Genomic DNA, 24,574 nt, shown 5'->3' on the forward strand with positions numbered 1-24,574 from the left:
CGACCACCTGTCGGCCCCCTGAACAGGTGTGCTAATTTGCTGGCTGTGGCCGCGGTGGTGAAACGGACGTTCAAATACCGCTGTTACCCGACCGACGCCCAGGCTGGCGAGCTGGCGCGAACCTTCGGGTGCGTTCGGAAGGTCTACAACCTGGCCCTGGCGGCGCGGACCGAAGCGTGGACGGCTCGGCAGGAAAGCATCGGTTACAACGCGACCTCGGCGATGCTCACCGCCTGGAAAAAGACAGAGGACCTGGCGTTTCTCAACGATGTGTCGTGCGTGCCGCTGCAGCAGACACTGCGGCATCTGCAGAGCGCGTTCACGAACTTCTTCGCCAAACGTGCTGCCTACCCCAGGTTCAAGAGCAAGAAGAAGTCGCGCCGCTCCGCCGAGTACACGGCCAGCGCCTTCCGGTACCGCGACGGTCAGCTGACCCTGGCCAAGATGACCGAGCCCCTCGACATAGTGTGGTCGCGTCCGCTGCCGGAAGGCTCGACGCCCTCGACCGTGACCGTGTCGCAGGATCCGGCTGGCCGCTGGTTTGTATTCCTGCTCTGTGACATTGCCTGCAAGCCGCTGCCCGTCACCGCCGCGGCGGTCGGGGTCGACCTCGGCCTGGACAGCCTGGTCACGCTCAGTACCGGAGAGAAGATCGCAAACCCTCGGCACGAGCGCGCCGACCGCGACCGGCTCGCCCGCGCCCAGCGGCAACTGGCCCGCAACGAAAAGGGGTCGAACAATCGGGCCAAGGCCAGGTCGAGAGTCGCCCGCATCCATGCTCGCATCGTTGACCGTAGACATGACCTGCTTCACAAACTGACCACTCGGCTTGTTCACGAAAACCAAGTGATGGTGCTCGAGGACCTGGCCGTGCGAAACCTGATCGCCAACCACACCCTTGCCCGTGCCATCAGCGACGCAGGATGGCGGCAACTGCGCACCCTGCTGGAGTACAAGGCCGATGGGTGCGGCCGGAACCTGATCATCGTTGACCGCTGGTTCCCGTCGTCCAAGATGTGTTCGGCTTGTGGCGCTGTTGCCGCGAGTATGCCCCTGCAGATCCGGAACTGGGCCTGTGGATGCGGCGTGGTTCACGACCGCGACGTGAACGCCGCAAGAAACCTTTTGGCGGCCGGACTGGCCGTGTCTGCCTGTGGAGCTGGTGTAAGACCTCAACGGGAACCCTCCCGGACGGGGCGGTCGGCGATGAAGCAGGAAACCCCTGGGGCGACCCCGGGAATCCCCCGCCTTCGGCCGGGGGAGGATGTCAAGAAAGCTCCTGGTGGATGTCGTGGCGGGTCTGCAGCATCGTGGTGAAGCGGGCCAGCAGCTGCTGGTCCGGGATCGGCAGGGAGTCGTGCAGGGCGCGTGCCCGCGGCGCGTTCGCCGGGTCGAAGCCCCATTCGGCGTGGCGCAGCAGCTGCCACCAGCCCGAACGGCGGCGCTCGGCGTCGGCCAGGCACTCCAGCACGGCGTCGGCGACCGGCGCGGCCCACGGCTGCGGCAGCACGTCGAGCAGCCGCACCGCCGCGTCGACCTTGCCGCGCAGCTGCGCCGCGATCAGCTCGGCCAGGTCCTGCTCGGGCATGACCGCGGCCAGCTCCCGCAGCTCGTCCATGTCGCGGCGGCCGAACCCGTCGTGGATCAGTGCGGCAGCCCAGGCCCCGTGGCGCTGCGTGACCGCCGCGCGGACCAGCCCGATCCGCAGCACCGGGCCCCAGGTGTCGTCGAACTTGCGGCCCAGCAGCGCCGCCGGGGTCTCGTCGTATGCCGTCCAGCAGTCCAGCGGCGCGTGCTCGACGATGTGCCGCAGCCAGTGGGCTCGCTCGCCGACGCCCTGCGGCGGTTTGACGCTGATCCCGTCGCGGCGCATCGCGTCGTCGCATTCGGTGGGCGGCGTCGCGACCAGCCGCCGGGCCGCGACCTGCACGCAGGCCAGCGCCCGGTCGGCCATGCGGTGCCGGTACGCCGAGCCCGGCAGCGCGCCGAGCAGCCGCGCCGCGGCCTCGCGGACCTGCGCCCGCCGGTCGTCGAGGGCCTTCTCCAGCCACGGCTCGTCGTCGGGCCCGAGCCCGGCACCGCATGCGGCGACCAGCGCGGCCAGGTCGGACGCCTTCTCCTGCGGCCACGCCTCCAGCAGCAGGTCCCGCCCGGCGGCGGCGTCGCGGGCACGCAGCTCGCCGAGGTAGCGGACCCGGTCGGCGAGCCGGCCGGTGTCCCAGTCGGACGGCTGCACCGGCTCCTCCTGCTGCACGGCCCAGGCCCAGCGGCCGGGCCCCTGCAGGGCCAGCCAGCCCAGCCGGGTCCCGCCGACGGCCCGCACCGTCGCGCGCACCGACGCGTCGGAGCTGCCCAGGTCCAGCAGCGCGACCAGGATCGCCGGTCCGGCCAGCAGCCCTCGGCCGGCGGCCACCCGCAGCCACTCCCCGGCCAGTTCCCGGGCCGTGGTCCGGTCCAGTTCGGCGTTCCCGCCGGACAGCAGTGCCGCGAGCCGCTGCTGGGCGGCGACCGGCGCGTACGGGGTGGTCTCGGCGGCGGCGGGTTCCGGGCGCTGCGGCCGCGCGGCGGCCTGCCCGGCGCGGCGGGCCACGGTCACCGCGGCCGCGGCGGACAGCAGCCCGTCCGGGTCCAGTTCCGTGCCCAGCGACGACAGCACTGCGGCCAGCGGGCCGTCCACGCTGGGCAGCACCAGCCGGCGCCGGTCGGTGCCGACGAGCGCGCTGGACATCAGGTCGGACCAGATGCTCGTACTCATGCCTGCTCCCTCCTCGGCCCGGCGATCGGCTTCGCGCCGCAGCGGCAAGGCTTCATGTCTGTCCCCGCGTCAGCGCGGCGGGCGTCGCCACGTGGCAGCCCGCCCCCGTGCCCGCTGCCGGTCGGCCTGGCGCCGTAGGTATAAGGCCTCATGCGCGGGCCACCTCCACGCCGTCGTAGACGGCCAGCGGGCGCAGCCCGGCCGGGCCCCACTCGGCCGCCAGGGTGATCTCGTGCCCGCCCGCGACCGCGGCCAGCCGCAACGGCTCGCCCAGCGCCGGGTCCAGGGGCAGCGCGTCGCCGTCGGGGTCCACCAGGTGCCAGGGGCTGCCGGGGGCGAGCACGCCGCGCAGCAGCACCGGCCACTGGAACAGCCACGGGTCGCCGGACAGGGCGGCGCTGACCTCGTCGAGGGCCTGCGCGACGGTCTGCGCCGGACCCGGTGCCGGGCACGACCGGGGTGCGCCGTGGCGTGCCGCGACCAGGGCGCGCAGCGGGGCCGCGCCGGGATAATAGGTCAGGTCGGCGTCGAGTTCGGTGCCCAGCACCAGGTCGACGGGCAGCGCCTGGCCGGGCATCGCGAACGACAGCACCAGCGCGGGACGTCCGGTGTCGCGCCCGCGCAGCCATACCCGCCGGCTGGTCAGCTTGTCTTCGGTGTCGTCGCGGGTGCCGACGACCTGCCACCGGTCGCGCACCGGTTCGCCCGCCAGCACCTGCTCGGTGGGCACCGCCACGCCGACGCGGCTGCCCACCGTCGCGGCCAGGTCCTCGGGCAGCGTCTCGGGGTTCGCGGCGGCACCCGCGAGCAGGTGCAGCAGGGACAGCTCGGCCAGCAGCCGCTGCTCCCAGCCGGGGCCGGAGCTGGGCACCGGGGCCAGCCGGCGCACCGCCGCGGCCAGGCCCGGCGCCTGCGCGTCCACGAGCCGGGCGGCGACCTGCTCGAACGGGCGGTAGCCGGCCTGGTCGAGCCCGGCGATGCCGTGCCGGACCTGATCGGACAGCCAGGTCCGCAGCTCGGCGATGCCCGCGGCGACGGATTCGGCGCGTTTGTCGGCGCGGCGCTGCGCGGCCCGTTCCTGCGCCTCGGTGCGTGGTGCGGTGGCCTGCTCGGCCTTCTTCGCCGCGCGCGACCCGCGCGAGGTCGTCCATTCGGTCATCCACTGCGGCGGCTCGGTGGCCGCGACCTGCCCGGCCGACCAGCGCAGCAGCAGCGCGAGCGCGTGTTTGCAGGGGAACTTGCGGCTCGGGCAGGAGCAGCGGTAGGCGGGCTCGGCCAGGTCCACGCAGGTCTGGTACGGCTTGCTGCCGCTGCCTTTGCACAGGCCCCACAGCCCTGCCGGGCTGCCGCCGTGGCCGGTGTCGCTCCAGCCGGACGCCCCGGCGAGCTTGCGGGCGGCGGCGAACGACGACGCGTCGGGGGCCAGTCCCTGGACCTGTTCGGCGGTCCAGGGCGGCTCGGTCGGTTCGGACATGCGCGCCACCGTAGCCACCCCGTCCGACAACGACGGTCACGACCCGGGTACTTCCTGCGCCACCTCGACGTTCACGGTGGCACGGCAGATGTCGGGCGGGACCGCGGACGGGCTCAGAACACGACGGGTGCCGCCTGCGCCCCGGCGGCCGGTTCCGCCGACGGCCTGGGCTCGATCAGCTTCGCGCGGTCGTCGGGCAGGCGGGTCCGCGACGGGTCCAGGAAGTCGATCAGATCGATCAGCGCGTGCTGGGCGCGTACCAGCCGCTCGTTGCCCGCCCAGTCGTGCACCACGACCTCGGCGACGTCGTCGACCAGCCGACGGAACCAGCGGCGGAACTCGTCGTTGTTGTCCAGCTGTGAGCAGAACGCCGGGTAGGTCAAGCTGTCGGCGCGGCCGTTGGCGGTGACGATCATCAGCTCGCCGATGGCGCGTTGCTGGCCCTTGAACAGCCGGAAGTGCGTGCCCGGCAGCTTCAGCGAGGCGAACGCCGAGCCGACGAGGGTGAGGTGCCGGTTGAAGGTGCGGTTGCTGCCCTCGTCACCCAGGTCGAGAAAACGCAGGTCACGCCGGATGATCTCGACCCAGCAGAAGTAGTCGGCCAGCACGTAGACGGTGTAGTCGCGGGCGTAGCGGCGCTCGTCCTCGTCCTCGTGGTTCAGGTACTCCGGCAGGTAGACGCCGCCGACGGCGTTGTGCAGCCGGGACTGCAGGTTGAACGCGGCCAGCAGCAGCGGCTCACGGTAGCGGCTGATCACCTCCTGGGCCTGCTCGGCCTTGCTGGCCTCGTGGCGCTCGGCGGCCAGGCGGTGCTCGAACATGGCGTTGCGCCGTGCCGACCAGGTGGTCATCACGCCGGCGACGATCGCGCCGAGCACGGACAGTGCCGCCGAGACCACGGTGACGATGTCGCCCATCGATGATCCTCCAGATATGACGCCGATGCCGTGCGACAGTGTGCCGGGCGGCCCACGAGCGTGCCAAGCCCGTACACCCAGCGCAAGCACTCCATCGCCTTAAGTGACCTTGTCCACAATGGAGATTCACCGCAGTGGACAGGAACTCCAGAGCCGACTAGGTTCACTGCCCGGAGGCATTGTCAGATAGCGACCTGTGGCGTGTCATGGTTCCGCTTCGTGCACCGGTTGGCCCCCGGATCACGATGTTGACGTCGCGGTGAGCCGTACCTTGGACGTGGTCAGTGTGAGAAACCGTGGCTGGAGCATTCGCGCCAAGATCATGACCCTGGCAGTGGTGCCATTGGTTGCCATCACCGGCCTTTCCGTTTTCGGAGTGGCCATCAGCGCGGGCGATGCGCTCAACCTGCTCGCCGCCCGCGACTACGAACAGGTCTTCGGCGCCTACGGCGAGCGCATGATGGTGCAGCTGCAGAAGGAGCGGCGCATCTCGGTCGCCGAGAAGCCCGGTTCGGCCGCGCTGGCCGAGCAGCGGCGTGCCACCGACGAGCGCGAGCAGCAGTTCCACACCCGACTGACCGACAGCAAGCTGCGCGACGACCTGCCCGCCGACCAGCTCCAGCAGGTCGACGGCTTCCTCAACAAGCTGGCCAAGCTGCCCGAGCTGCGCACCGACGTGGACGCCGGCAAGATCGATCCCAGCATCGTGGTGCGCCGCTACTCCGAGATCATCGACTCGCTGTACCAGGCGTTCACGCCGATGACGAAGCTGGCCGACCCCGACCTGGCCGCGCTGGCCCACAGCATCTTCGCCATCAGCCGGGCCCGTGAGCTGCTCACCCGCGAGGACTCCGTGATCACCGGCGTGGTCGCCGACGGCAAGCTGACGCTGGCCGAGCAGGGCCACCTGCTGCGCGCCATCGGCGCCCGGCGCCAGGTGCACGATGAGGCCGTCGCCGCGCTGCCCTCGCCGCACCGCGAGCGCTTCCTGCAGATCTTCGAGAGCGACACCTACGGCACCCTGCTGGCCATGGAGGAGGCGCTCAGCACCTCCCGCCCGGGCAGGGTGGTGGTCGACGCCGCCACCTGGCGCAGCACCAACGACGCCATCATCGAGCAGATGGACGCCACCGAGGGCGCGGCCGCCGCGGCCACCTCCGACCTGGCCAACGAGCTGGGCATCGCGGCCTTCGCACAGACCATCGTCGCCGCCCTGCTGGGCCTGCTGTGCGCGGCGATCTCGCTGGTCCTGGCCCTGCGCACCGGCCGCTCCGTGGTCCGGCGCCTGGAGCGCCTGCGGGTGTCCGCCCTCGAGGTCGCCCACGAGCGCCTGCCCCGCGCCATCGCCGCGCTGCGCCAGCCCGGCGCGCTGGTCAACGACCCCTCGCTGACCGACGTGCCGCTGGTCGCCGTCGGCACCGACGAGGTCGGCCAGGTCGGCCACGCCTTCGGCGCCGTGCAGCGCACCGCGGTGCGCGCCGCCGTCGACGAGGCGGTGCTGCGCCGCGGCATCAGCGAGGTCTTCCTCAACATCGCCCGCCGCTCGCAGGCGCTGCTGCACCGCCAGCTCACCCTGCTGGACCGGATGGAGCGGCGCACCACCGAGCCGCAGGAGCTGGAGGACCTGTTCCGGCTCGACCACATGGCCACCCGCATGCGTCGCCACGCCGAGGCGCTGGTCATCCTCGCCGGCGCGGCACCGGGCCGCGGCTGGCGGCACCCGGTGCCGGTCATCGACGTGGTGCGCGGCGCGACCTCCGAGATCGAGGACTACCAGCGGGTCACCATCGACCGCCTGCCCGACGTGAAGATCGTGGGCCGGGCCGTCGGCGACATCATCCACCTGCTGGCCGAGCTGCTGGAGAACTCGACCTCGTTCGCCCCGCCGCACACCCGGGTGCGGGTCTTCGCCGAGCCGGTCGGCAACGGCCTGGCCCTGCACGTGGAGGACCGCGGCCTGGGCATGAGCGACACCGAGCTGCTCGAGGCCAACAGCAAACTGGCCGAGCCGCCCGCGTTCGACCCCTCGAGCAGCGCCCGCCTGGGCCTGCTGGTGGTGGCCCGGCTGGCCGCCCGGCAGGGCATCAACGTCCGGCTGCGCTCGTCGTCGTACGGCGGCGTCACGGCCGTCGTGCTCATCCCGGCCGAGCTGGCCCTGACCGATCCGACCGACAAGGGCGAGCCGCTGGGCATCTTCGCCCCGCGCGCCCCCCGCGCCGTCGAGGCCGCGCCGGCCGCCCCCGTCGAGGAGCAGACCGTCGACCTGGGCGCCGGCGGCGACGAGACCACCGCACTGCTGCCCAAGCGCGTGCGCAAGGCGACCCCGGAGACCGCCCCGGTCGCGTCCGCCACCGAGGAGACCACCCTCTCGCTCGGCTCCGCAGAACCCGCCGCGGTCCCCCGCCAGCGCAGCGCCGACCAGGTCCGGACGATGATGTCCGCGTTCCAGTCGGGTACCGTGCGCGGGCGCGCGAAGGCCAGCACCGAGAGCACCGCGAACGGGGATGCACCCGCCACAGCACAGCCCCCGCAAGACAGCGCCGGTATGGAAGACAGCTCCACCCTGGAAGGACGTGCCTGACGTGGTACCGACGACGACCCGACCCGCGACCGACTGGCTGCTCGACGACCTGCTCGCCCGAGTGCCACAGGCCCGCTGCGCCGTCGTGCTTTCCGTCGACGGCCTGCTCACCGGAGCCTCCAGCGGGCTCTCCCGCGACGACGCCGAGCACCTGTCGGCGGTCGCGTCCGGGTTCTCCAGTCTCGCCACCGCCACCGGCCAGCGCTTCAAGGGCGGCCAGGTGCGTCAGACCATCGTCGAGATGGAGGAGGCGTTCCTGCTGGTGAGCACGGCCGGGCAGGGCTCCTGCCTGGCGGTGCTGGCCGACCCGGACAGCGACCTGGGCATCCTCGCGTACGAGATGGCCATGCTGGCGACCCGGGTGGGCTCGCATCTGGCCACACCGTCCCGGCCGGGTAGCGATGTCCGCTGACCCGATCGACGGTGTCGAGGAAGGCCCGGCCTGGTGGGACCACGAGGCCGGCCCGGTGGTGCGCCCCTACATGGTCACCGGCGGACGGGTCCGGCCCGTCACCGTCGACTTCGACCTGATCACCTACCTGGTGGCCACGGCGACGCTGGCCGCGGACACCCCCAGCCCGGAACACCAGGCGATCCTGGCGCTGACCCAGGAGCCGCGCGCGGTGGCCGAGGTGGCCTCCCGCGTGGACCTGCCCCTGGGTGTGGTACGCGTGCTGCTGTGTGATCTGCTTTCGGACGGGCTGATCGCCCGCTACGATCCTCCCCCCACTGACCATCTCCCCAACGTCGAAACCCTGCAGGCGGTGATCCATGGACTCCGTGCGCTCTGACACCGCGCCGGTCCCCCAGGCGCTCAAGATCCTGGTCGCCGGAGGCTTCGGCGCCGGCAAGACGACCCTGGTCGGCGCGGTCAGTGAGATCGCTCCACTGCGGACCGAGGAGGTGCTGACCACCGCGGGCGTCGGCACCGACGACACCACCGGGGTCGCCACCAAGACCACCACCACGGTGGCGATGGACTTCGGCCGGATCACCATCAACCCGAGCCTGGTGCTGTACCTGTTCGGCACCCCCGGGCAGAACCGGTTCTGGTTCCTGTGGGACGAGCTGGCGACGGGCGCGCTGGGCGCGGTGGTGCTGGCCGACACCCGCCGGCTGGCCGACTCGTTCGCCGCGATCGACTACTTCGAGCAGCGCAACACGCCGTTCGTCATCGCGGTGAACTGCTTCGACAACGACCAGCGCTACACCGCGGAGCAGGTACGCGAGGCGCTGGACGTGGACGGCCACGTGCCGGTGCTGCTCACCGACGCCCGCGACCGGATGTCGGTGAAGAACGTGCTGATCACGCTGGTCGAGCACGTGCTGACGATGGTGCGCAGCTCCGTCCCGGCCTGACCTGCGACTTCAGACGCCGGTGGGCGCGCCCCGCGCGCGCCCACCGGCGTCTTCGCGTCACTTCTTGCGGCTGCGCATCACCAGGAACACGGCGCCGACGATGATCGCGACCACCACGAGGCAGCAGATCAGGCCGAAGACGCCGCCGAAGCCGAGGCTGATGCCCTTCTTCTTGCGCACCACGTCGGCGACACCGGACTCCTCCGCCCACGCGGCGGCGGGCACGAGGACAGTGGCCAGGAAACCGGCCACGACAGCGGCCCAAACACGAGAGATACGTTCCATGCGCGCCAGCGTAGAGGGCGTGCGCCACGGTCGGTCCACACTGCGTCGGCATTCTGCTACCGTCCCGCCCGTGAGTGATCTTGAAATTCGCCGCGCCACCCTCGCCGACGTGCCGGTCATCGTCGCCATGCTCGCCGACGACCCGCTCGGCGCGACCCGCGAAGGCGACCCGGCCGATCCCGAGTACACCCAGGCCTTCGCCGAACTCGACGCGGACCCGCACCAGCTCCTCGTGGTCGCCGAACGCGGCGGCGAGATCGTCGGCACGCTGCAGCTCACCGTCATTCCCGGGCTCAGCCGCCGCGGTATGCGCCGCGCCCTGATCGAAGCCGTACGGGTACGCGCCGACCAGCGTGGCCACGGCACCGGCCGCCGACTCGTGCAGTGGGCCGTCGACCGCGCCCGCGCCGAGGGCTGCGGCCTGGTGCAGCTCACCACCGACAGGTCCCGCACCGACGCGCACCGCTTCTACGAGGGGCTGGGCTTCGCAGGAACCCACCTGGGTATGAAACTGGCACTGTGACCGCACCCGCGCCCCGCCCGCTGCTCGTCGTCGACGCCGCCAACGTCGTCGGCTCCGTGCCCGACGGCTGGTGGCGCGACCGGCAGGGGGCCGCCACCCGGCTGCGCGACGCGGTCGCCCGGCTGACCGGCACCGGCCTGCCGCAGCTGCCCGGCCCGCTGGACGTCGTGCTCGTCGTCGAGGGCGCGGCCCGCGGCGTGCCGGACGCGCCGGGCGTGCGGGTGCTCGCCGCGGCCCGCAGCGGCGACGACGCCATCGTCGACCTCGTACGTCAGGAGACCGCGCAGCGGCCCGCCGTCGTCGTCGCCACCGCCGACCGTGGACTACGCGACCGCGTCACCGCCCTCGGCGCGCAGATCGTCGGCCCCCGCACCCTGCCCTACCCCTGACCCCCGCAGCGCCCGCACGGCCCGCCTACGGCGGCGCAGCACCAACAGCAGCAGCACCGGCGGAGCCAGGCAGGCCAGCAGGCACAGCACCACCCACGGCTGCGCGGCCAGCGGATTCGCCGCCTGACTGCCGAGCGCGCCGTGCTCGACCTCATCCCGCGGCACGTTCAGCAGCCCCGAACCGTGGGCGAGGACCAGCAGCACCCGCTCTGCGCCGTCGGCCGCCGCCACCACCAGCTCCTCGGGCTCCTCCGGGCTGACGCCCTGGTCGACGAACACCGGCTCGCCGTCCCGCCAGCCCACGAGCCCGCCCGGGAACCCCGGCCGGGCCGTGGCCGCCTCGTCCGCGACCTCGCCGGTGGCCACGTCGACTCGCTGCATCCGCCAGCCCTGCAGGCTGCCCGGCCACGCCTCGCAATCCGACCAGGGGCAGCCGTTCCCGGCGACCAGCACCACCGAGCGGCCGTCCGGCGTCCACGCCGCCTCCCCGGCCAGCCGCTGCCGGTCCGTCAGCTCCAGCGAGATGCCGGACGCCCCGGCGACGTCGATGACGCGCAGGGTCTGGGCCTCGCCGACCTTGCCGACAGTAACCGCGATCCGTCGCCCGTCCGGCGAGAACGCGCCCGCCGGGGTGTCCGCGTCGGTGTTCAGCAGGATCGTCGTCGTGCCGCTGTCCAGGTCGTAGAACCCGACGTCGTCCGGATGCGACGGGTCGCTCTCGCCGTTCGGGCCGTACTCGATGAAGCCGTCGTCGCGGTCGACCACCAGCAGCAGCCGCCGGCTGTCGGGCGCCCACGCCAGCGGCCGGGCCCGGTCCACGGTCGGCATGGCGCGCCCGGTGACCAGGTCCACGATCTCGCCCCAGCGCGCCAGATACCGGCCGTCCGGCGACACGAACCCGAGGTCCTCGCCCGGGTTCATCGGGAACAGCCGGTACGAGCCGTCGCGGCCCACCAGCACCCCGGTCGCCTCCAGGTAGATCGTGGCCGGATCGATGAACGCAGCGACCACCGGCCCGTTCGCGTCCTGTCCGTACGTCAGCTGCCACGCGTACGGCCTGCCCAGCGTGGCCGGTGTGCGGCCGTCCGCGGGTTGCAGCCCTGCGCCACCCGCGAGCAGCCCCGGCATCGCCGCCAGGCTCACCACCAGCAGCAATCCGGCCAGCCCCGTCACGGCCCGGCGCACCCGCCGCCGGCGGCGGCCCCGCCGCCACAGCTGCTCGCCCATCCGCGGTGCCGGCGCGGACTCCGCGGCCCGCCGCAGCGCCTCCCGCAACGTCTCGCTCATCGGTTCACCTCCGCCAGCGACCCGGACAGTTCCAGGGCGATCACCCGCAGCCGCGCCAGCGCATCCCTGGTCTGGCTCTTCACCGTGCCGACCGCGATGCCCAGCACCGCGGCCGTCTCCGCCTCGCTCAGGTCCTCGAAGTAGCGCAGCACCAGCACCGCCCGCTGCCGCGGCGCCAGCCGGGCCAGCGCCTCGCGCACCGCCAGCGCGGTCACCGTCTCGCCGGTGAAGTCCGCAGCGGCCCGCTCCGGCAGCACCGCCACCGGCAGCGCCTCCCGGCGCACCCGCCGCCACCAGGACACGTGCTGGGTGTAGAGGATGCGGCGCACGTACGCGTCCGGCTCGCGGGCCGCGGAGACCTGCTCCCAGCGCGAGGCCAGCCGCAGCAACGTCAGCTGCACCAGGTCGTCGGCCAGGAACGGATCGCCGGTGAGCAGGTATGCCACCCGGGCCAGCATCGGCAGCCGGGAGCGCGCGTACTCGTCGAACGACTCGGCGTCGGTCATCGCCACCTCCGCCTCGTACACGCGCCGGGCGGGCCCCGCGGAGGGGTCCGCCGACCGACCTATTCGATCGACGGAACACCCCGGCGCCGCTAACGTGAGCCGTGACATGGACGTGAAGAAGATAAGCAAGCAGCTGGCGTACGTGCTGCGCCACCGCCCCGACACCATCGGCATCACCCTCGGCCCCGACGGCTGGGTGCCGATCGACACCCTGCTGGCCGCGATGCGCGCCCACGGCAAGGACATCAGCCGCGCGACGCTGGACGCCGTCGTCGCCGACAACGACAAGCAGCGCTTCGCCATCGACGGCGACCGCATCCGGGCCAGCCAGGGCCACTCCGTGCAGGTCGACCTCGGTCTCACGCCGATCGCCCCGCCCGAGCGGCTCTACCACGGCACCGCCCGCCGCAACCTCGACTCGATCATGGCCGACGGCGTGCACCGCGGCAGCCGCCACCACGTGCACCTGTCCGGCGACCCGGGCACCGCGCACAACGTCGGCAGCCGCCACGGCGCACCCGTGATCCTGATCGTCGACGCCGCCGCGATGGCCGCCGACGGCCACACCTTCTACCGCAGCGCCAACGGCGTCTGGCTCACCGACGAGGTCCCCGCGACCTACCTGCGCGGTGAAGCCCCCTCCGCCTGACCACCACGCATGATCATCCGACTTGCCGGGCAAGTGGGCGAAAGCGGGTTCAAGATACGCCCAGGTGCCGGGCAAGTCGGGCGATCAAGGCGGGTCGTGAGCGGGCCGGGAAGGCGAATCGCCGGCGACCCCGTGAGGGGTCCCGGCGAAATCGGGAAAGAGCGGATGACGAGATTCGAACTCGCGACCCTCACCTTGGCAAGGTGATGCGCTACCAGCTGCGCTACATCCGCACCGTCTGCCAGCTGGCCTCGCGGCTCGCTGCCTGACAGGAGAGAACTTTAGCGGGTCCTCCGGCGGCCCCGCCACCGGGTATCCCCCCAGCCGCCGAGAACCCGGTCGAGACGGTGATGCGAAACGCCCTCACCTGCCCGTACCCTCGTGCCGTGACCTCCCCCCGCGTCCCCCGCGCCGCGCGCCTCACCCTGGCCCTCACGCTCGTCGCGGCCCTGGCGGCCTGCTCGGCCGACGAACCCGCCGTCTGGCAGCAGCCCGCGGGCACACCCCCGGTGCCCGCGCCCGCGGACAGTGCCGCGCCCAGCAGCACGCCGCCGGCCGAGGAGATCACCCTGGCGTTCGCCGGCGACGTGCACTTCACCGGCCGCACCCTGCCGCTGCTGAAGAACCCCGACACCGCCTTCGGCCCCTACGCCGAGCAGCTGCGCGCCGCCGACTTCGCCATGGTCAACCTGGAGACGGCGGTCACCGACCGGGGCACCCCGCAACCCAAGGAGTTCCACTTCCGCGCGCCGACCACGGCCTACGCGGCGATCCAGGCCGCCGGGATCGACCTGGTCTCCATCGCCAACAACCACACCCTCGACTACGGCCAGGTCGGCCTGCTCGACACCCTCGACTCCGCCAAGGCCGCCGCCATGCCGATCGTGGGCGCGGGCCGCAACACCACCGAGGCGTACGCCCCGCATCTGGTCACCGTGAAGGGCGTCCGGCTGGCCGTCGTCGGCCTGTCCCAGGTCCACGAGCTCAAGGAGCAGTGGAAGCCCACCGCCACCCGCCCCGGTATCGCCATGGCGTTCGACAGGAAGCTGTCCGTCGCCGCCGTGAAGCAGGCCCGCGAGCAGGCCGACGTCGTGATCGCCTTCATGCACTGGGGCACCGAGGGCCAGGGCTGCCCCAACGGCGACCAGAAGAGCATCGCCAAGGCCCTGTCCGACGCCGGGGCCGACCTGATCATCGGCACCCACGCCCACGTGCTGCTCGCCGACGGCTTCCTGGGCGGCGCCTACGTGCACTACGGCCTGGGCAACTTCCTCTGGTACTCCACCTCCAAGAGCACCGACACCGGCCTGCTGACCGTGACGATCAAGGACGGGAAGGTCAAAACCCGGAAATTCACCCCCGGTGTCGTATCGAACAACGGGCAGCCCAAGCCGGTCACCGGAGCCGCGCTGACCGCCGTACAGGGCAAGCTCGAACAGGCCGCACGCTGCACCGGGCTGGCCAAGAGCCCCGCGGCGTGACGCGCCGGGGGACCCCGGTTTGTCAAGACCTCGCCGGACCGGCTAAAGTTCTCATCCGTTGGGCAAGCACGCCGGAAGGCGGGCAAACCTACAAGCGGATGTAGCGCAGTTGGTAGCGCATCACCTTGCCAAGGTGAGGGTCGCGAGTTCGAATCTCGTCATCCGCTCGGAGAACCGCCGCAAGGCGTCACCACGGTGGAGTGGCCGAGAGGCGAGGCAACGGCCTGCAAAGCCGTGTACACGGGTTCAAATCCCGTCTCCACCTCGTAGTACAGCACGGGCGATTGGCGCAGTGGGAGCGCGCTTCCTTGACACGGAAGAGGTCACTGGTTCAAACCCAGTATCGCCCACCAGCTCAGAGGGCCTGTCCGAACATCGGACAGGCCCTCTTTCATGTCTGAATGACTAACTGAGTGACTACGCCTCGCCATGGGCTGCTGTCGCGACCGACAAGCTCCCGCCGCGGAGACGCCAGACCCGTCGGGCGATCGACGAAGATGCGCGCCTCGGCTACAACAAGATGGTGAAGTTCCCCCGATGGACGAAGGCTAGTGCGTCTAACAAACCCGCCGACCTGGTCAGGTTCCCGCTCGCCCTCACCGCCGTGATCCTGGTCGCGCTCATCGTGCTTAGCGGCACCGCAATCCTGCTGTGGCTCGGCCTAGGTTCACCACGACTCGGCGCTACGCCCACACCCACCGCTAGCACCAGCCCATCGTCCCCGCCCCGTGCACAGTTGACCACCCAGGACCAACTTCAGCTCGTGCAGATCGTGCTCATCATTACCGGCGGTATCGGCGGCGTCGTCGCTCTGGTCGTTGCCTATCGCAAACAGCGCATCGCCGAAGACGCCCACCGCTGGGCCGACGAAACCAACCTGCGCGAAGCAACCAAGCTGTTCAACGAGCGCTTCACCGCTGCCAGCGCCCAACTCGGCCACGAGTCAGCCGCAGTACGACTTGCCGGCGTCTACGCCATCGCGGGACTCGCCGACGACTGGCGAACAGGCCGCCAGACTTGCGTCGACGTCCTCTGCGCCTACCTACGCATGCCGTACCAGCCCGACCCGGAGGCCGCCACCGCGCCCGCGTGGAAGGAAGGCGAGCAACAAGTCCGCTGGTCCATCATGAGCATCATCCGAGACCACCTCCAAGACCACACCGACCGCCCCGAACAGCAAGCACGCACCTGGCAAGGTCTCAACCTCAACTTCACCGGTGCCCACTTCGACGGCGGCAACTTCAATGGTGCCCACTTCGACGGCGGCACTGTCAGGTTCGGCGAGGCGACGTTCTCAGGCGGTGCGGTCGGATTTACCGGGGCGACGTTCTCAGGCGGCACGGTCGGATTCACCGGGGCGACGTTCTCAGGCGGCACGGTCTGGTTCGACGGGGCGACGTTCTCCGGCTGCGAGGTCGGATTCAGCAAGGCGGAGTTCTCCGGCGGCGCGGTCTTGTTCGGCGGGGCGAAGTTCTCCGGCAGCACAGTCTGGTTCCACGAGGCGAAGTTCTCCGGCAGCACAGTCTGGTTCGACGGGGCGGAGTTCTCTGGCGGTGACGTCAACTTCAGCGAGGCGGAGTTCTCCGGCGGCAAGGTCAAGTTCAGCGGGGCGAAGTTCTCCGGCGGCAAGGTCAAGTTCAGCGGGGCGAAGTTCTCCGGCGGCGAGGTCTGGTTCGACGGGGCGAAGTTCTCCGGCGGCGAGGTCTGGTTCGACGGGGCGAAGTTCTCCGGCGGCACGGTCAAGTTCGACAGCGCAACGTTCTCCGGCAGCATGATCGATTTCACCCGCGCCAGCGGTGAACATCCACTGGCGTTCGACGCACGGGCAACGCTAGTCCCAGGCCTACTGCTCCCAACCTACGACGCGGCCGTAGAACAAGGCGACCGGGATGACTCGCCCTCGTCAGTAGAAAGTCAGCAGGACGGCTGACCCTCGAACCGACCCAGCACCACCTGCGAGCATGGCGTTGGCCGGCGTCGCCGTGAAGTAGGTCGCAGCGAGCAGGCCGCCGACGGCGTAGGTGTTGTGCACGACGGCCGTCGCGGCGATCGCGCTGGTTGCGGTGGCACCGAACGCGATCACGAGTCCGCGCGGAGAGCAAGCGCTGCATCCGTGTCGTCGCCATCGCGCCGAGGATGCCGCCGACGGCGGCCATCGCGAAGGCGGCGCCGACGTGAACCGCCGCGGTGCCGGTGGCGTGCGCGGCGGCGATGACGACCAAGGCCCGTGAAGACCAGCTGAAAACCTGCGGCGCACAACAGCGCGATACGGAGGAACGGGTCGCGCCGTACGTACCGAATGCCGGTGGGGATGTCCCGCCATATCGGTATGGGCTCGCGCTCGGACCGCTCGTCGTGCAGCTTGCGGCGGATCAGGGCGATCGACAGGCCGCTGATGAGGTACGACGCGGCGTGGGAGACGACCGGCACGACCGCGCCGTGTCCGTAGAGCGTGAAGATCCTCTTCACTTCCGTGGGGCGCTGAACAGCATGAACACGGCGGGGTTGGATTGGGAGTGATCGTACATTGTGTCGTCTCGACCCGCTGTGCCTTCGTCGTCGGTCCTGCGGACATCCGCTGGCGTCTCCCGCTCCGGCTACCTGACCCGGCACACTGGATTCCTCGCCACCGGCAGCGGAGGACCAGGTGACCGACAGCGAGGCTGATGACGACGGCAGCGGGCCCGATGTCGACTGGTGGGGAATCGCGATAACCATCGCGTTCCTCTGCCCGGCGTTCGGCGTCATCCGCCTGATCTTCGAGCACCCCGGGTGGCTGGCTTGGATCACCTTCGCCGCCATCTGGGTACCCACCGCTCACTGGGTCATCCCGAGGGTCGAGGCGTGGGTGCATCGCTGGCGGACCGAAAGGCGCAACAGCATCACGAGGTGATCCAGCGGCCGAAGCTCAAATGCTGACCGCTGGGTCGTCCGCAGCGGCCAGGCGGTGCAGCTCACGTAGTCGATCGACCAGCCGCAGATAGGTTCGCTCGGGGAGCATCGGCGCCTGGCCGTCGGTGACGGCATTCATCGGCTGAACCGTGGATCTGACGAACCGGCCGTCCACGGTGTACAGACAGATCGTCGGTCCGTGTCCGACGCGATTTCCCCCGGCATCGATCCTGCGGATCTCGGCCCACCGGACGGTGGTGCTGAGGATGAGTCTTCGGACTCGGACGCCGTCGGCGGAGACGTAGATCCCCTCCCGCGCGGACCGCCAGAGGAGGATGCCGAACACGGCGGCGACCAGCGACAGAATCCACCGAGACTGCCAGGGGTGCCCGGAGGTGACCGCGGCATGGATCGCCAACGCCGCCAGCACGATCACCATCGGATAGAGGACGAACGCTCGCCAGTCGCGATACGGGCGCTTCCAGCGAGACATCCGACCATGGTGGGCACGGGCCTCCGGCAAGTCAAACCCCCGCCGGCAACCACGGCCCTCGGGCCGTTGCCGGACCGTCCAGGGGTGGACCGATCTTGATCAATCCAGTATTGCCCACCCGCGCAGAGGGCCTGCCCGATCATCGGACAGGCCCTCGCTCATGTGTGCGAATCTGACTCCAGGCTCAGATGAGCCGGGCGAGCGCGGCCCACGTGTTCGGGCCGGGGATGCCGTCGATCGGGCCGGTGTATCCGCCCAAGGCCGCCATTCGCTGCATCGCGGCGTAGGTGTTCACCCCGGGCACCCCGTCGATCGGGCCGGTGTAGCCGTAGCCCGCCGTCACCTTCTGCACACCCTTCCAGGAGTTGCCGCCCAGCGCGCCGTCGATCGGCCCGGTGTAGCCGCCGAGCTTGGCCAGCCGCTGCAGTGCGGCGTACGTGTTGGTGCCGGGCAGGCCGTCGATCGGCCCGGCGTAGCCGAAACCGCGCAGCACCGTCTGGAGGCCCTTCCACGAGTTCACGCCCAGCGCCCCGTCGACCGGGCCGGTGTAGCCGCCCTTCTGCGCCAAGCGCTGCAGCGCCGCGTACGTGTTCGCACCGGGGACCCCGTCGATCGGGCCGGTGTAGCCGTAACCCGCCATCACCTGCTGCGCGCCCAGCCAGGTGTTCGTGCCCGGTACCCCGTCCAGCGGGCCGGTGTAGCCGCCCGCCTGGGCGATCTCCTGCACCGTCAGGCCCTCCGACTGCGCCGGGATGGGAGTCGTGTCACCGCCGCCCGAGGTGGAGCTACCACCCGAGAGCCGGTTCAGGATGAACTGCGTCGCCGCGTTGGTCACCTCGGAACGGTCGTACGCGTCGTCGTGCACGGGGCCGGCGCTGGGGGCATCACATGCCCAGTCGCCGTCGAAGCAGTAGGAACGCAGGCGCGGGTAGAGCCAGTCGAGCACCCGCGGCACCCGGTAGCGGATTCCCTGCCCGGTCGAGGTGCTCTCCGGTGCGTTCTGGATCTCCCCCATCCGATAGCCGGGATCGCCGAAGAAGATCACCGCCTTGATGTTGTCCTGCGCCTGCGTGGTCAGGCTGTTTCGGCCGAGGCCCAGGACTTCGCCGATGACGGCTGCACCCTGGGAGTATCCGAGCAGTACGGTCCGCGAGCCCGGACAGTAGATGGCGAGCTGGTTCAGTTCTCGCTTCAGGTTGAGGATGCCCGTTGCCGTGCTGACGGTGTTGTCCCACGCGGCGGGGTAATCGAGCCCTGCCCTGCGGATCTTCCAGCTCGACGTCGACTGCATCTGGTTGACGGTCGCCGCAAGGGTGCCCAGCCCGCCACTGGCGTACGTGTTGCCGAACGGACCGCTGTTGTAGCCGGGACTCTCGACGGTGCCGCGCACCGCGATGGCGATCACCTGCGCGCAGGTGGCCAAGGACGCATCGGCTGACGCGGGTGTGGCGGGCACGGCGACCGCTGCGCCCGTGGCGAGCAGGGTGAGCAGGGCGAGGCCGATTGGTGCTCTCCGCCGTCTGGAACTGACAGTCATGCGAACTCCCCAGTGAGCGGGCGGTCAGCAGGGCGCCGGCCCGGATCCGTCACCGGTGAAGCCGTCCGCCATTGCTGCTGCTGAAGGATCTTCATCGTGGCGTGCGGGGGCTGCGTTGTGACCCAACGAATCCGCGGACTTCGGCCTGTGCCGGACCAGCCACACGCAGCAGCCCGGCGGGACAGGATTCCCACCGGGCTGCTGCGTTCATCGGGGTCGTCAGCCGCCGGCCGCCGGAAGCAGGTCGCGGTACGGCTGGCGGGGGCGACGCGCGGCAGTGCGACGCCTGCTCGGATACCCCCTCTGAACAGGGGAAACTCAGAGTGGCCCAGGCTCCTGCGCCGTGACCCACTCTCCCGTCGTGCCCGTCCCCGTGCCGGCCCGCCGACGCCGCCTCATGATCGCCTCGGCTGCCGCGGTGACCGCACTGGCCACCGCGGCCGGTGTCGGATTTGTCGTGTTCGGCGGCGACGACCGTGCACTCACCCTGGAGGTGACCAGTCCACACGGCTACGCGGCCCACGTCGGCTGGGCGACGCCCGACGACGGGTACGCGGACCACGATCAGGGCGACATGATGCATCCCTCGGTCGAGCTGCCCTGGCGCACGACCATCGAGGTGGCCTCGACCGAGGTGCGGTCCGGCTCGGCGCCATGGCCGTGCGCGGCGAGGCGATCGGCTGCCGGATCCCGCGCGGAGACGTCGTGCTCGACGAGGAGTCGAGCGGGATCTCCGCTGGCTGCATCGCTTCGGGAGTGTCGGCACGGTCGCGGCGGACCACGAACGAGGCGTACCAGTGCCCGAGGTTGTCACGGTAGACGCGGACGCTGGTCGGCTCGGACGGCAGATCCCTGGACCAGACGACCGGGACGGTGACCCTGCCAGGCAGGCACAGGACCCCGGCCTTGATCCGAAAGCCCCGAGTGGTGTACTCCAGGCTCACCGGCGCGTCCTTGAGACGCTTGACCTTCGGCCGGCCCCGGCCCTTGACCTTGAACGAGTGGTCCAGGGCGATGGCATAGGTACGCAGGCTCTGCTGCTGGGCGACCTGGGAACCGGCGCGCAGCCAGGCGTTACGGCCCCGGGCGTCGGTCAGCATCTTCGACAGTCTGCCCAACGTCGGCTTGCGGCCGGTCTTCTGCTGGTGGACGGCTTCGTTCCACAGCCACCGGCAGCGGCCCCACTCGTCGAGCAGTGCGGCCTGCGCCGTGCGGCCGGGCCGCAGACGGTGGCTGTAGCGCACCGTCTCGAACACGTCGATCACCATATATGCCAAAGCTGTGGCGACCACGCCCGACCCGGCTGTTCGTGAGAACGCCGCGGAGCCGACCACGTCACGGCGTGCCACGTGGACGCTCATCCGATGGTGACCACCCGCGCCCAGTCCGGCGGCGTCTCCGGCACGTACTCGGCGTCGTCCTCGTCCCATGTGCTCGCCCGGGGGAACAGCCCCACCACCGTCCGGCACGGCGGCTTCTCCCTGGGCCAGGGCGTCTGCCCGTCGGTCAGCGCCACGACGACGTCCGGGCGGGGGCTGAGCCGCAGCGCCTTGGCGAAACCGGCCCGCAGGTCCGTGCCCCCGCCGCCCGTCAGCGGGATCCCCCCGGCCCGGGACAGCCGGTACGCGACCCCGGCCGAGGCGTCGCACGCCAGCACCGTGACCAGGTCCCGCCGACCGCCGACGGCACGGGCGATGGCGGTGACCTCCAGCAGCGCGCTGCCCAGTTCGACGTCGCTGACCGACCCGGACGTGTCGATGACCACCGCGACCCGGGGCGGCCTGCGCCGCAGGCTCGGCAGGACCACCCCGGGCAGGCCCGCGGACCGGCGCGACGGACGGCCGTAGGTGTAGTCGTCCCCCGCCCCGGGAGCGGTCGCCGCCGACCTGACGGCCGCGCCGAGCAGGTCCCGCCACGCCTGCGGCGGGTGGAAGGCATCCTCCGCCCAGCGCCGCCAGCCCTTCGGGGCGCTGCCCGGCGCGCCGGTGAGGCCTTGCGCCACCCGGAACCGGACCGCGTCGCGCTGCTGCTCGTCGAGCCCGTGCGCGCCGTCCGGGCCCAGGTCCCATTCGCGTGTCCACCCGTCGGCGCCGCTGCCGCAGTCGAGCCAGACCAGATTGCGCGTATGCGGACCGAGCCGGAACTGCCGCAGGTAGTCCTCCATCAGCTCGCCGTCGTTCAGCCCGAGCAGCTTCGGATCGACGACGTCCGCGGGCCGCGCCAGCCCGTCGCCGTACACGTCGTCGTTGATCTCACAGTCGGCGGCGATGTTCATGCGCAGGCGCTCCCCCGGGCCGGTCAGGCCGCGTTCGGCCGCCACCCGGTCGCCGCGCCCGTGATGGTCGCGCAGCAGGTGGGAGACCTCGTGGACCCATACCCCGGCCAGTTCCTCGAGCGGGGTCCGGTCCACGAACCGCGGCGAGACGTAGCAGCGCCAGTGCCGGTCCACGGCCATCGTCGGCACCCGCCGCGACTCCACCGGGTGCAGCGCGAACAGCGCCGTCGCCAGGTACGGCCGGACCCGGGCGGCGTGCAGCCGGGCGGCGTACAGCTTCTCGAAGTCCATGGTCATCGGCCGGCACCCGCACCGACCGGCGTGCGCCGCGCGGCGCGGTCGGCCCGCTGCGACAGCGAGACCACCCCGGCGAGCCGCTCGATCTGCGCGGGGACCGTCCAGCCGTCGTCACGCAGCGCGGCGAGTGTGGACGCCGGCACGACGACCAGGTCCGGGGCCCCGGTCTCCAGGGCCAGCACCAGCACCGCCCAGGCCGCGTCCCAGCGGGCCTGGGTCGGTCGATTGCGGACCGCCGCCACCACCCCGTCGAGCACCGCCTGGCGCAGGTCGCCGCGCTCGGGCAGGGCGGCCGAGGCGGGGTCGGCCAGCAGCGTCTCCGGGTCCGGCAGGTCCATCCGGTCCAGGCTCGCCAGCAGCTCCAGCCCGGGGCCGTCGCCGACGGTGCCGCGGACCAGCATGGACAGCACCTCCCGGGAGGTGCCCGCCGCGGTGGCGAACGCGATCAGGCGCAGCGCCATGTCCCAGCTGCGGGGCGAGGGCCACGCGCCGCCCCGGCGCGTCTCGCTGTCAGGCAGCCGGTGTACGAGGGCCGGACGGGTGGCCAGCAGCCCGCACACGGCCCGGCGGGCGTACGCCACGGCGTCGCCGAGCAGGCCCGGGTCGAGCCTCGGCAGCGACGTCCGGGGCCAGGTCCCGCCGAGGCCGCGTACCACGACGTCGTGGTCGTGTGCCCATTGCAGGTGAACGAACCGGTTGGCCAGCGGCGCGCTGAGCTCCCAGCCGTCGGCGGCCGACGACCGCGGGTTCGCGGCGGCGACGATCCGCACACCGGGCGGCAGGCGCAGGGCCCCGACCCGGCGTTCGAGCACCAGCCGCAGCAGCGCGGCCTGCACGGCCGGCGGCGCGGTGGACAGCTCGTCCAGGAAGAGCAGCCCGCGCCCGGCCCGCACCAGGCGTACGGCCCAGTCCGGCGGCGCCATCGGGACGCCCTGCTCGGCGGGGTCGTCGCCGACGACGGGCAGGCCGGAGAAGTCCGACGGTTCGTGCACGCTGGCGATCACCGTGGTCAGCGGCAGGTCGAGGGATTCGGCGAGCTGGGTCAAGGCCGCGGTCTTGCCGATGCCCGGCTCGCCCCACAGCAGCACCGGCAGGTCGGCGGAGACGGCCAGGGTCAGCGCCTCCAGCTGCGTGTCGGGGCGGGGCTCGGTGGCGGTGTCGCCGAGCAGCGCGAGCAGCTCGGCGGCGACGTCGAGCTGCGGGACGTCGCGGGAGAGATCGTCGGCGGACGGAACGGTCACAGTCATGTTCGATCACCTTCGGGGTGTGCGGGGCCGCAGGGCGGCCAGAGGTCGACCAGGCAGGAGCAGGTAGTCGGCACCGCGCGAGGGCGCGGCCGAAGAACCGGGGAAGTAGGTGACGAGGTGGTCAGCGGCCCGACGCGTGGCGCGGATGGGAGCGGACCGAGCGGCGGGTCCGGCGGCTGCCGTCGTCGCGGGCGGCGGGCCCGCGTCCGGTCCCGGCCAGGCCGGCCCGGAACAGCCCGTGCGTGATCCGGCCCTGTACCGCCGCCTCCAGCTCGTCCAGCAGCGCGCCGCTGCGCAGCAGCACGTCCGGGCCGAGCAGGCCTTCGACGGCGTCCAGTGCACCGACGGCGTCGCCGTGGTCCAGCCGGGCGCGGACGTCGACGAGGCACTCCGGCCGGCGGTGTGTCTCGTCGATCGCCCGCAGGCAGGGCAGCGGCGGGCCGCCCAGCGCGGTCAGCAGGTCCTCGCGCCGGATCTCGACCGGGTCGTGGTCGAGCGCGGTGAGTTTCCCGTCCACGAGGGCGATCCGGTGCCAGGCGCCACGGCACTCGACGAACCGCGGGCTGCCCGGACCGTCCGGGACACGCGGCACGGGCGGCGGGCGGTCCGGCGCCAGTGCCGCCGCGACGAGCGGGTGCAGGTCGTCGGCGTCGACGAGCCCGTGGTGGAGCAGCTCCAGGTCGGGCAGCACCCAGGTCGCGGCGTCCGGCAGGAGCAGCGACGCGCGGGCCCTGTCCCGGGAAGGCACCGCCGTGATGCGCGGGTCGGGCGGACCCGTGTCGGGCGATCCGACGTCCACCTGGAACCGGTGGCGGCTGTCGAGCCGCACCGTGACCGTGCCGCCGGGGCGGCCTTCGGCACCGAGCAGCAGCGCCGCCTCCGGCTCCCACCGGTGCACGGCACACCCGCTCTCCTGCGGCACCCCGACCGGCAGCCGATCGTCGGCAGAATGCTCGGCAGCGGACCACCGGCCCGCACCGGGCCGCTGCTCCACGCCGGACCGCAGGTCCACGCCCGAGTGCCGGTCCACGCCCGGCCACCGGTCCGCCCCGGACCGGTGTGCCAGTTCGCCGGTCCTGCGCGCGTCCCAGAGGTGGCGGTGCAGGTCGAGGCGGAACCGCCGGTCAGGATGGGGATGCGGATGCAGGTACGGCACGTCACCGGACCGGGATCCGTCCCACAGCGCGAGGCTGATCCGCTGTCCGGCGTCCGCCCAGGCGGGTGGCGTCCGGGCCACGAGGTGCACGGCGTCGCCGCCGGTGTCGGCCAGGTGGTAGCGGGCCAGGGACACGGTCAGCCCCGGGCGCAGCAGCCCGTCCGGCGCTATCCGGGGCATGTGCCAGCGCAGCAGGTCGGGGGCGAGATGCCGGAGGTCGTCACGGACCCGGGCGGCGAACTCCCGGCCGTGCGCGTGAGCCACGGCGCGCAGGTTCAGATCGACGTCGACACGTGCGGCGGCGCAAGCCCCGGCCCAGTCACCGGCGGCACGGCGGGCGGTCGCACTTTCGATCATCGAGGGCGGCACGGCGAACTCGCGCACGCGCAGCCACAGGGCAAGGCGGGTATCCCTCGTCGCAACGAATGAGCGCATCAGCACTCACCTTTTGCGGACGGGACCCCCGATCTG

Annotated in this window: 25 protein-coding genes and 4 tRNA genes; 15 read left to right on the top strand and 14 right to left on the bottom strand. The window is 71.8% G+C overall.

What is annotated here, in order from left to right; genetic code table 11:
- Nucleotides 1-45: 45 nt before the first annotated feature.
- Complete coding sequence (locus tag FLL47_RS32025) at nt 46-1,317, top strand: RNA-guided endonuclease InsQ/TnpB family protein (protein WP_144126165.1); 1,272 nt, start codon at nt 46-48, stop codon at nt 1,315-1,317.
- Here the strand turns inward: FLL47_RS32025 and FLL47_RS32030 are convergent.
- The 3 genes from FLL47_RS32030 to FLL47_RS32040 all read right to left on the bottom strand — a co-directional run bounded on the left by FLL47_RS32030 (nt 1,268) and on the right by FLL47_RS32040 (nt 5,146).
- Nucleotides 1,268-2,755 (bottom strand): DUF5691 domain-containing protein, encoded by a 1,488-nt coding sequence (locus tag FLL47_RS32030; RefSeq protein ID WP_144126168.1) that lies wholly within the window; start codon nt 2,753-2,755, stop codon nt 1,268-1,270. The genes FLL47_RS32025 and FLL47_RS32030 overlap by 50 nt on opposite strands.
- A gap of 148 nt (nt 2,756-2,903) precedes the next feature.
- On the bottom strand, nt 2,904-4,229 hold the full coding sequence (locus FLL47_RS32035; RefSeq protein ID WP_144126171.1) for an SWIM zinc finger family protein: 1,326 nt from the start codon (nt 4,227-4,229) through the stop codon (nt 2,904-2,906).
- A 113-nt stretch (nt 4,230-4,342) separates the two neighbouring features.
- Entirely contained in the window at nt 4,343-5,146 is an 804-nt protein-coding gene (locus FLL47_RS32040; RefSeq protein WP_144126174.1) for a hypothetical protein, read from the bottom strand.
- 337 nt (nt 5,147-5,483) lie between these two features.
- On the opposite strand from FLL47_RS32040, the gene FLL47_RS32045 reads away from it, so the two are divergent.
- From FLL47_RS32045 to FLL47_RS32060, 4 genes are read left to right on the top strand one after another with little or no spacing between them, the layout of a single operon-like run.
- Entirely contained in the window at nt 5,484-7,727 is a 2,244-nt protein-coding gene (locus FLL47_RS32045; protein WP_186316030.1) for a sensor histidine kinase, read from the top strand.
- Nucleotide 7,728: 1 nt separating this feature from the next.
- Nucleotides 7,729-8,139 carry a roadblock/LC7 domain-containing protein gene (locus FLL47_RS32050; protein WP_246158956.1) on the top strand — a complete coding sequence of 137 codons (411 nt, stop codon included), beginning with the start codon at nt 7,729-7,731 and terminating at the stop codon, nt 8,137-8,139.
- Nucleotides 8,129-8,518 (top strand): DUF742 domain-containing protein, encoded by a 390-nt coding sequence (locus tag FLL47_RS32055; protein ID WP_144126183.1) that lies wholly within the window; start codon nt 8,129-8,131, stop codon nt 8,516-8,518. Before FLL47_RS32050 ends, FLL47_RS32055 begins: the two co-directional genes overlap by 11 nt.
- Nucleotides 8,499-9,086 carry a GTP-binding protein gene (locus FLL47_RS32060; RefSeq protein ID WP_120318925.1) on the top strand — a complete coding sequence of 196 codons (588 nt, stop codon included), beginning with the start codon at nt 8,499-8,501 and terminating at the stop codon, nt 9,084-9,086. Before FLL47_RS32055 ends, FLL47_RS32060 begins: the two co-directional genes overlap by 20 nt.
- 57 nt (nt 9,087-9,143) lie before the next feature.
- Here the strand turns inward: FLL47_RS32060 and FLL47_RS32065 are convergent, their stop codons facing one another.
- Nucleotides 9,144-9,371 (bottom strand): hypothetical protein, encoded by a 228-nt coding sequence (locus FLL47_RS32065; protein WP_144126186.1) that lies wholly within the window; start codon nt 9,369-9,371, stop codon nt 9,144-9,146.
- A gap of 70 nt (nt 9,372-9,441) precedes the next feature.
- Here FLL47_RS32065 and FLL47_RS32070 point away from each other — a divergent pair, with 70 nt between their 5' ends.
- Together FLL47_RS32070 and FLL47_RS32075 are read left to right on the top strand one after the other, a co-directional pair.
- Complete coding sequence (locus FLL47_RS32070) at nt 9,442-9,894, top strand: GNAT family N-acetyltransferase (protein WP_144126189.1); 453 nt, start codon at nt 9,442-9,444, stop codon at nt 9,892-9,894.
- Nucleotides 9,891-10,283 (top strand): PIN domain-containing protein, encoded by a 393-nt coding sequence (locus tag FLL47_RS32075; RefSeq protein ID WP_144126192.1) that lies wholly within the window; start codon nt 9,891-9,893, stop codon nt 10,281-10,283. Before FLL47_RS32070 ends, FLL47_RS32075 begins: the two co-directional genes overlap by 4 nt.
- On the opposite strand, the gene FLL47_RS32080 is transcribed toward FLL47_RS32075, so the two are convergent.
- Nucleotides 10,218-11,570 (bottom strand): TolB-like translocation protein, encoded by a 1,353-nt coding sequence (locus FLL47_RS32080; RefSeq protein ID WP_144126195.1) that lies wholly within the window; start codon nt 11,568-11,570, stop codon nt 10,218-10,220. The genes FLL47_RS32075 and FLL47_RS32080 overlap by 66 nt on opposite strands.
- Nucleotides 11,567-12,076, bottom strand: coding sequence for a SigE family RNA polymerase sigma factor (locus tag FLL47_RS32085; RefSeq protein ID WP_144126198.1), 510 nt, complete (start codon nt 12,074-12,076; stop codon nt 11,567-11,569). Before FLL47_RS32085 ends, FLL47_RS32080 begins: the two co-directional genes overlap by 4 nt.
- Nucleotides 12,077-12,182: 106 nt before the next feature.
- Between FLL47_RS32085 and FLL47_RS32090 the strand changes: the two genes are divergently transcribed.
- A complete protein-coding gene (locus tag FLL47_RS32090; RefSeq protein ID WP_144126201.1) occupies nt 12,183-12,725 on the top strand; it encodes an RNA 2'-phosphotransferase in 543 nt (180 codons plus the stop codon).
- A gap of 160 nt (nt 12,726-12,885) precedes the next feature.
- Here FLL47_RS32090 and FLL47_RS32095 read toward each other — a convergent pair.
- Nucleotides 12,886-12,958: transfer RNA gene (locus FLL47_RS32095), tRNA-Gly, on the bottom strand.
- A gap of 153 nt (nt 12,959-13,111) precedes the next feature.
- Between FLL47_RS32095 and FLL47_RS32100 the strand changes: the two genes are divergently transcribed.
- The 5 genes from FLL47_RS32100 to FLL47_RS32120 all read left to right on the top strand — a co-directional run bounded on the left by FLL47_RS32100 (nt 13,112) and on the right by FLL47_RS32120 (nt 16,136).
- Complete coding sequence (locus FLL47_RS32100; protein ID WP_246158930.1) at nt 13,112-14,206, top strand: CapA family protein; 1,095 nt, start codon at nt 13,112-13,114, stop codon at nt 14,204-14,206.
- Nucleotides 14,207-14,300: 94 nt separating this feature from the next.
- Nucleotides 14,301-14,373: transfer RNA gene (locus FLL47_RS32105), tRNA-Gly, on the top strand.
- Nucleotides 14,374-14,400: 27 nt separating this feature from the next.
- Nucleotides 14,401-14,471: transfer RNA gene (locus FLL47_RS32110), tRNA-Cys, on the top strand.
- Nucleotides 14,472-14,484: 13 nt separating this feature from the next.
- Nucleotides 14,485-14,559: transfer RNA gene (locus FLL47_RS32115), tRNA-Val, on the top strand.
- Nucleotides 14,560-14,969: 410 nt separating this feature from the next.
- The gene (locus tag FLL47_RS32120) at nt 14,970-16,136 is read left to right on the top strand and encodes a pentapeptide repeat-containing protein (protein ID WP_186316031.1); all 1,167 of its coding nucleotides are present in this window, start codon (nt 14,970-14,972) and stop codon (nt 16,134-16,136) included.
- Here FLL47_RS32120 and FLL47_RS32125 read toward each other — a convergent pair.
- On the bottom strand, nt 16,110-16,289 hold the full coding sequence (locus tag FLL47_RS32125) for a hypothetical protein (protein WP_144126210.1): 180 nt from the start codon (nt 16,287-16,289) through the stop codon (nt 16,110-16,112). The genes FLL47_RS32120 and FLL47_RS32125 overlap by 27 nt on opposite strands.
- A gap of 128 nt (nt 16,290-16,417) precedes the next feature.
- Here FLL47_RS32125 and FLL47_RS32130 point away from each other — a divergent pair, with 128 nt between their 5' ends.
- Nucleotides 16,418-16,726 carry a hypothetical protein gene (locus FLL47_RS32130; protein WP_144126213.1) on the top strand — a complete coding sequence of 103 codons (309 nt, stop codon included), beginning with the start codon at nt 16,418-16,420 and terminating at the stop codon, nt 16,724-16,726.
- Nucleotides 16,727-16,853: 127 nt separating this feature from the next.
- The gene (locus FLL47_RS32135) at nt 16,854-17,099 is read left to right on the top strand and encodes a hypothetical protein (protein ID WP_144126216.1); all 246 of its coding nucleotides are present in this window, start codon (nt 16,854-16,856) and stop codon (nt 17,097-17,099) included.
- Nucleotides 17,100-17,114: 15 nt separating this feature from the next.
- Here FLL47_RS32135 and FLL47_RS32140 read toward each other — a convergent pair whose 3' ends face one another.
- The 6 genes from FLL47_RS32140 to FLL47_RS32165 form a co-directional block, all read right to left on the bottom strand.
- Entirely contained in the window at nt 17,115-17,591 is a 477-nt protein-coding gene (locus tag FLL47_RS32140) for a hypothetical protein (RefSeq protein ID WP_144126219.1), read from the bottom strand.
- A gap of 184 nt (nt 17,592-17,775) precedes the next feature.
- Nucleotides 17,776-19,128 (bottom strand): cutinase family protein, encoded by a 1,353-nt coding sequence (locus FLL47_RS32145; RefSeq protein WP_144126222.1) that lies wholly within the window; start codon nt 19,126-19,128, stop codon nt 17,776-17,778.
- Between the two features lie 482 nt (nt 19,129-19,610).
- Nucleotides 19,611-20,489 carry a hypothetical protein gene (locus tag FLL47_RS43220; protein ID WP_186316032.1) on the bottom strand — a complete coding sequence of 293 codons (879 nt, stop codon included), beginning with the start codon at nt 20,487-20,489 and terminating at the stop codon, nt 19,611-19,613.
- Nucleotides 20,486-21,700, bottom strand: a complete 1,215-nt coding sequence (locus tag FLL47_RS32155) for a vWA domain-containing protein (RefSeq protein ID WP_144126225.1) — start codon at nt 21,698-21,700, stop codon at nt 20,486-20,488. Before FLL47_RS32155 ends, FLL47_RS43220 begins: the two co-directional genes overlap by 4 nt.
- A complete protein-coding gene (locus FLL47_RS32160; protein WP_144126228.1) occupies nt 21,697-22,947 on the bottom strand; it encodes an AAA family ATPase in 1,251 nt (416 codons plus the stop codon). Before FLL47_RS32160 ends, FLL47_RS32155 begins: the two co-directional genes overlap by 4 nt.
- 121 nt (nt 22,948-23,068) lie before the next feature.
- Nucleotides 23,069-24,538, bottom strand: a complete 1,470-nt coding sequence (locus FLL47_RS32165) for a hypothetical protein (RefSeq protein WP_144126231.1) — start codon at nt 24,536-24,538, stop codon at nt 23,069-23,071.
- Nucleotides 24,539-24,574 lie beyond the last annotated feature (36 nt).

This window comes from Catellatospora sichuanensis (assembly GCF_007483665.1).
Classification (GTDB): Bacteria; Actinomycetota; Actinomycetes; order Mycobacteriales; family Micromonosporaceae; genus Catellatospora; species Catellatospora sichuanensis.

What these genes read in the sequence shown, in the direction of transcription:
- FLL47_RS32030 (WP_144126168.1), bottom strand. Translation starts at nt 2,755, where the DNA reads ATGAGTACGAGCATCTGGTCCGACCTGATGTCCAGCGCGCTCGTCGGC.
- FLL47_RS32035 (WP_144126171.1), bottom strand. Translation starts at nt 4,229, where the DNA reads ATGTCCGAACCGACCGAGCCGCCCTGGACCGCCGAACAGGTCCAGGGA.
- FLL47_RS32040 (WP_144126174.1), bottom strand. Translation starts at nt 5,146, where the DNA reads ATGGGCGACATCGTCACCGTGGTCTCGGCGGCACTGTCCGTGCTCGGC.
- FLL47_RS32055 (WP_144126183.1), top strand. Translation starts at nt 8,129, where the DNA reads ATGTCCGCTGACCCGATCGACGGTGTCGAGGAAGGCCCGGCCTGGTGG.
- FLL47_RS32060 (WP_120318925.1), top strand. Translation starts at nt 8,499, where the DNA reads ATGGACTCCGTGCGCTCTGACACCGCGCCGGTCCCCCAGGCGCTCAAG.
- FLL47_RS32065 (WP_144126186.1), bottom strand. Translation starts at nt 9,371, where the DNA reads ATGGAACGTATCTCTCGTGTTTGGGCCGCTGTCGTGGCCGGTTTCCTG.
- FLL47_RS32080 (WP_144126195.1), bottom strand. Translation starts at nt 11,570, where the DNA reads ATGAGCGAGACGTTGCGGGAGGCGCTGCGGCGGGCCGCGGAGTCCGCG.
- FLL47_RS32085 (WP_144126198.1), bottom strand. Translation starts at nt 12,076, where the DNA reads ATGACCGACGCCGAGTCGTTCGACGAGTACGCGCGCTCCCGGCTGCCG.
- FLL47_RS32090 (WP_144126201.1), top strand. Translation starts at nt 12,183, where the DNA reads ATGGACGTGAAGAAGATAAGCAAGCAGCTGGCGTACGTGCTGCGCCAC.
- FLL47_RS32130 (WP_144126213.1), top strand. Translation starts at nt 16,418, where the DNA reads ATGACGACCAAGGCCCGTGAAGACCAGCTGAAAACCTGCGGCGCACAA.
- FLL47_RS32140 (WP_144126219.1), bottom strand. Translation starts at nt 17,591, where the DNA reads ATGTCTCGCTGGAAGCGCCCGTATCGCGACTGGCGAGCGTTCGTCCTC.
- FLL47_RS32145 (WP_144126222.1), bottom strand. Translation starts at nt 19,128, where the DNA reads ATGACTGTCAGTTCCAGACGGCGGAGAGCACCAATCGGCCTCGCCCTG.
- FLL47_RS43220 (WP_186316032.1), bottom strand. Translation starts at nt 20,489, where the DNA reads ATGAGCGTCCACGTGGCACGCCGTGACGTGGTCGGCTCCGCGGCGTTC.
- FLL47_RS32155 (WP_144126225.1), bottom strand. Translation starts at nt 21,700, where the DNA reads ATGACCATGGACTTCGAGAAGCTGTACGCCGCCCGGCTGCACGCCGCC.
- FLL47_RS32160 (WP_144126228.1), bottom strand. Translation starts at nt 22,947, where the DNA reads ATGACTGTGACCGTTCCGTCCGCCGACGATCTCTCCCGCGACGTCCCG.
- FLL47_RS32165 (WP_144126231.1), bottom strand. Translation starts at nt 24,538, where the DNA reads ATGCGCTCATTCGTTGCGACGAGGGATACCCGCCTTGCCCTGTGGCTG.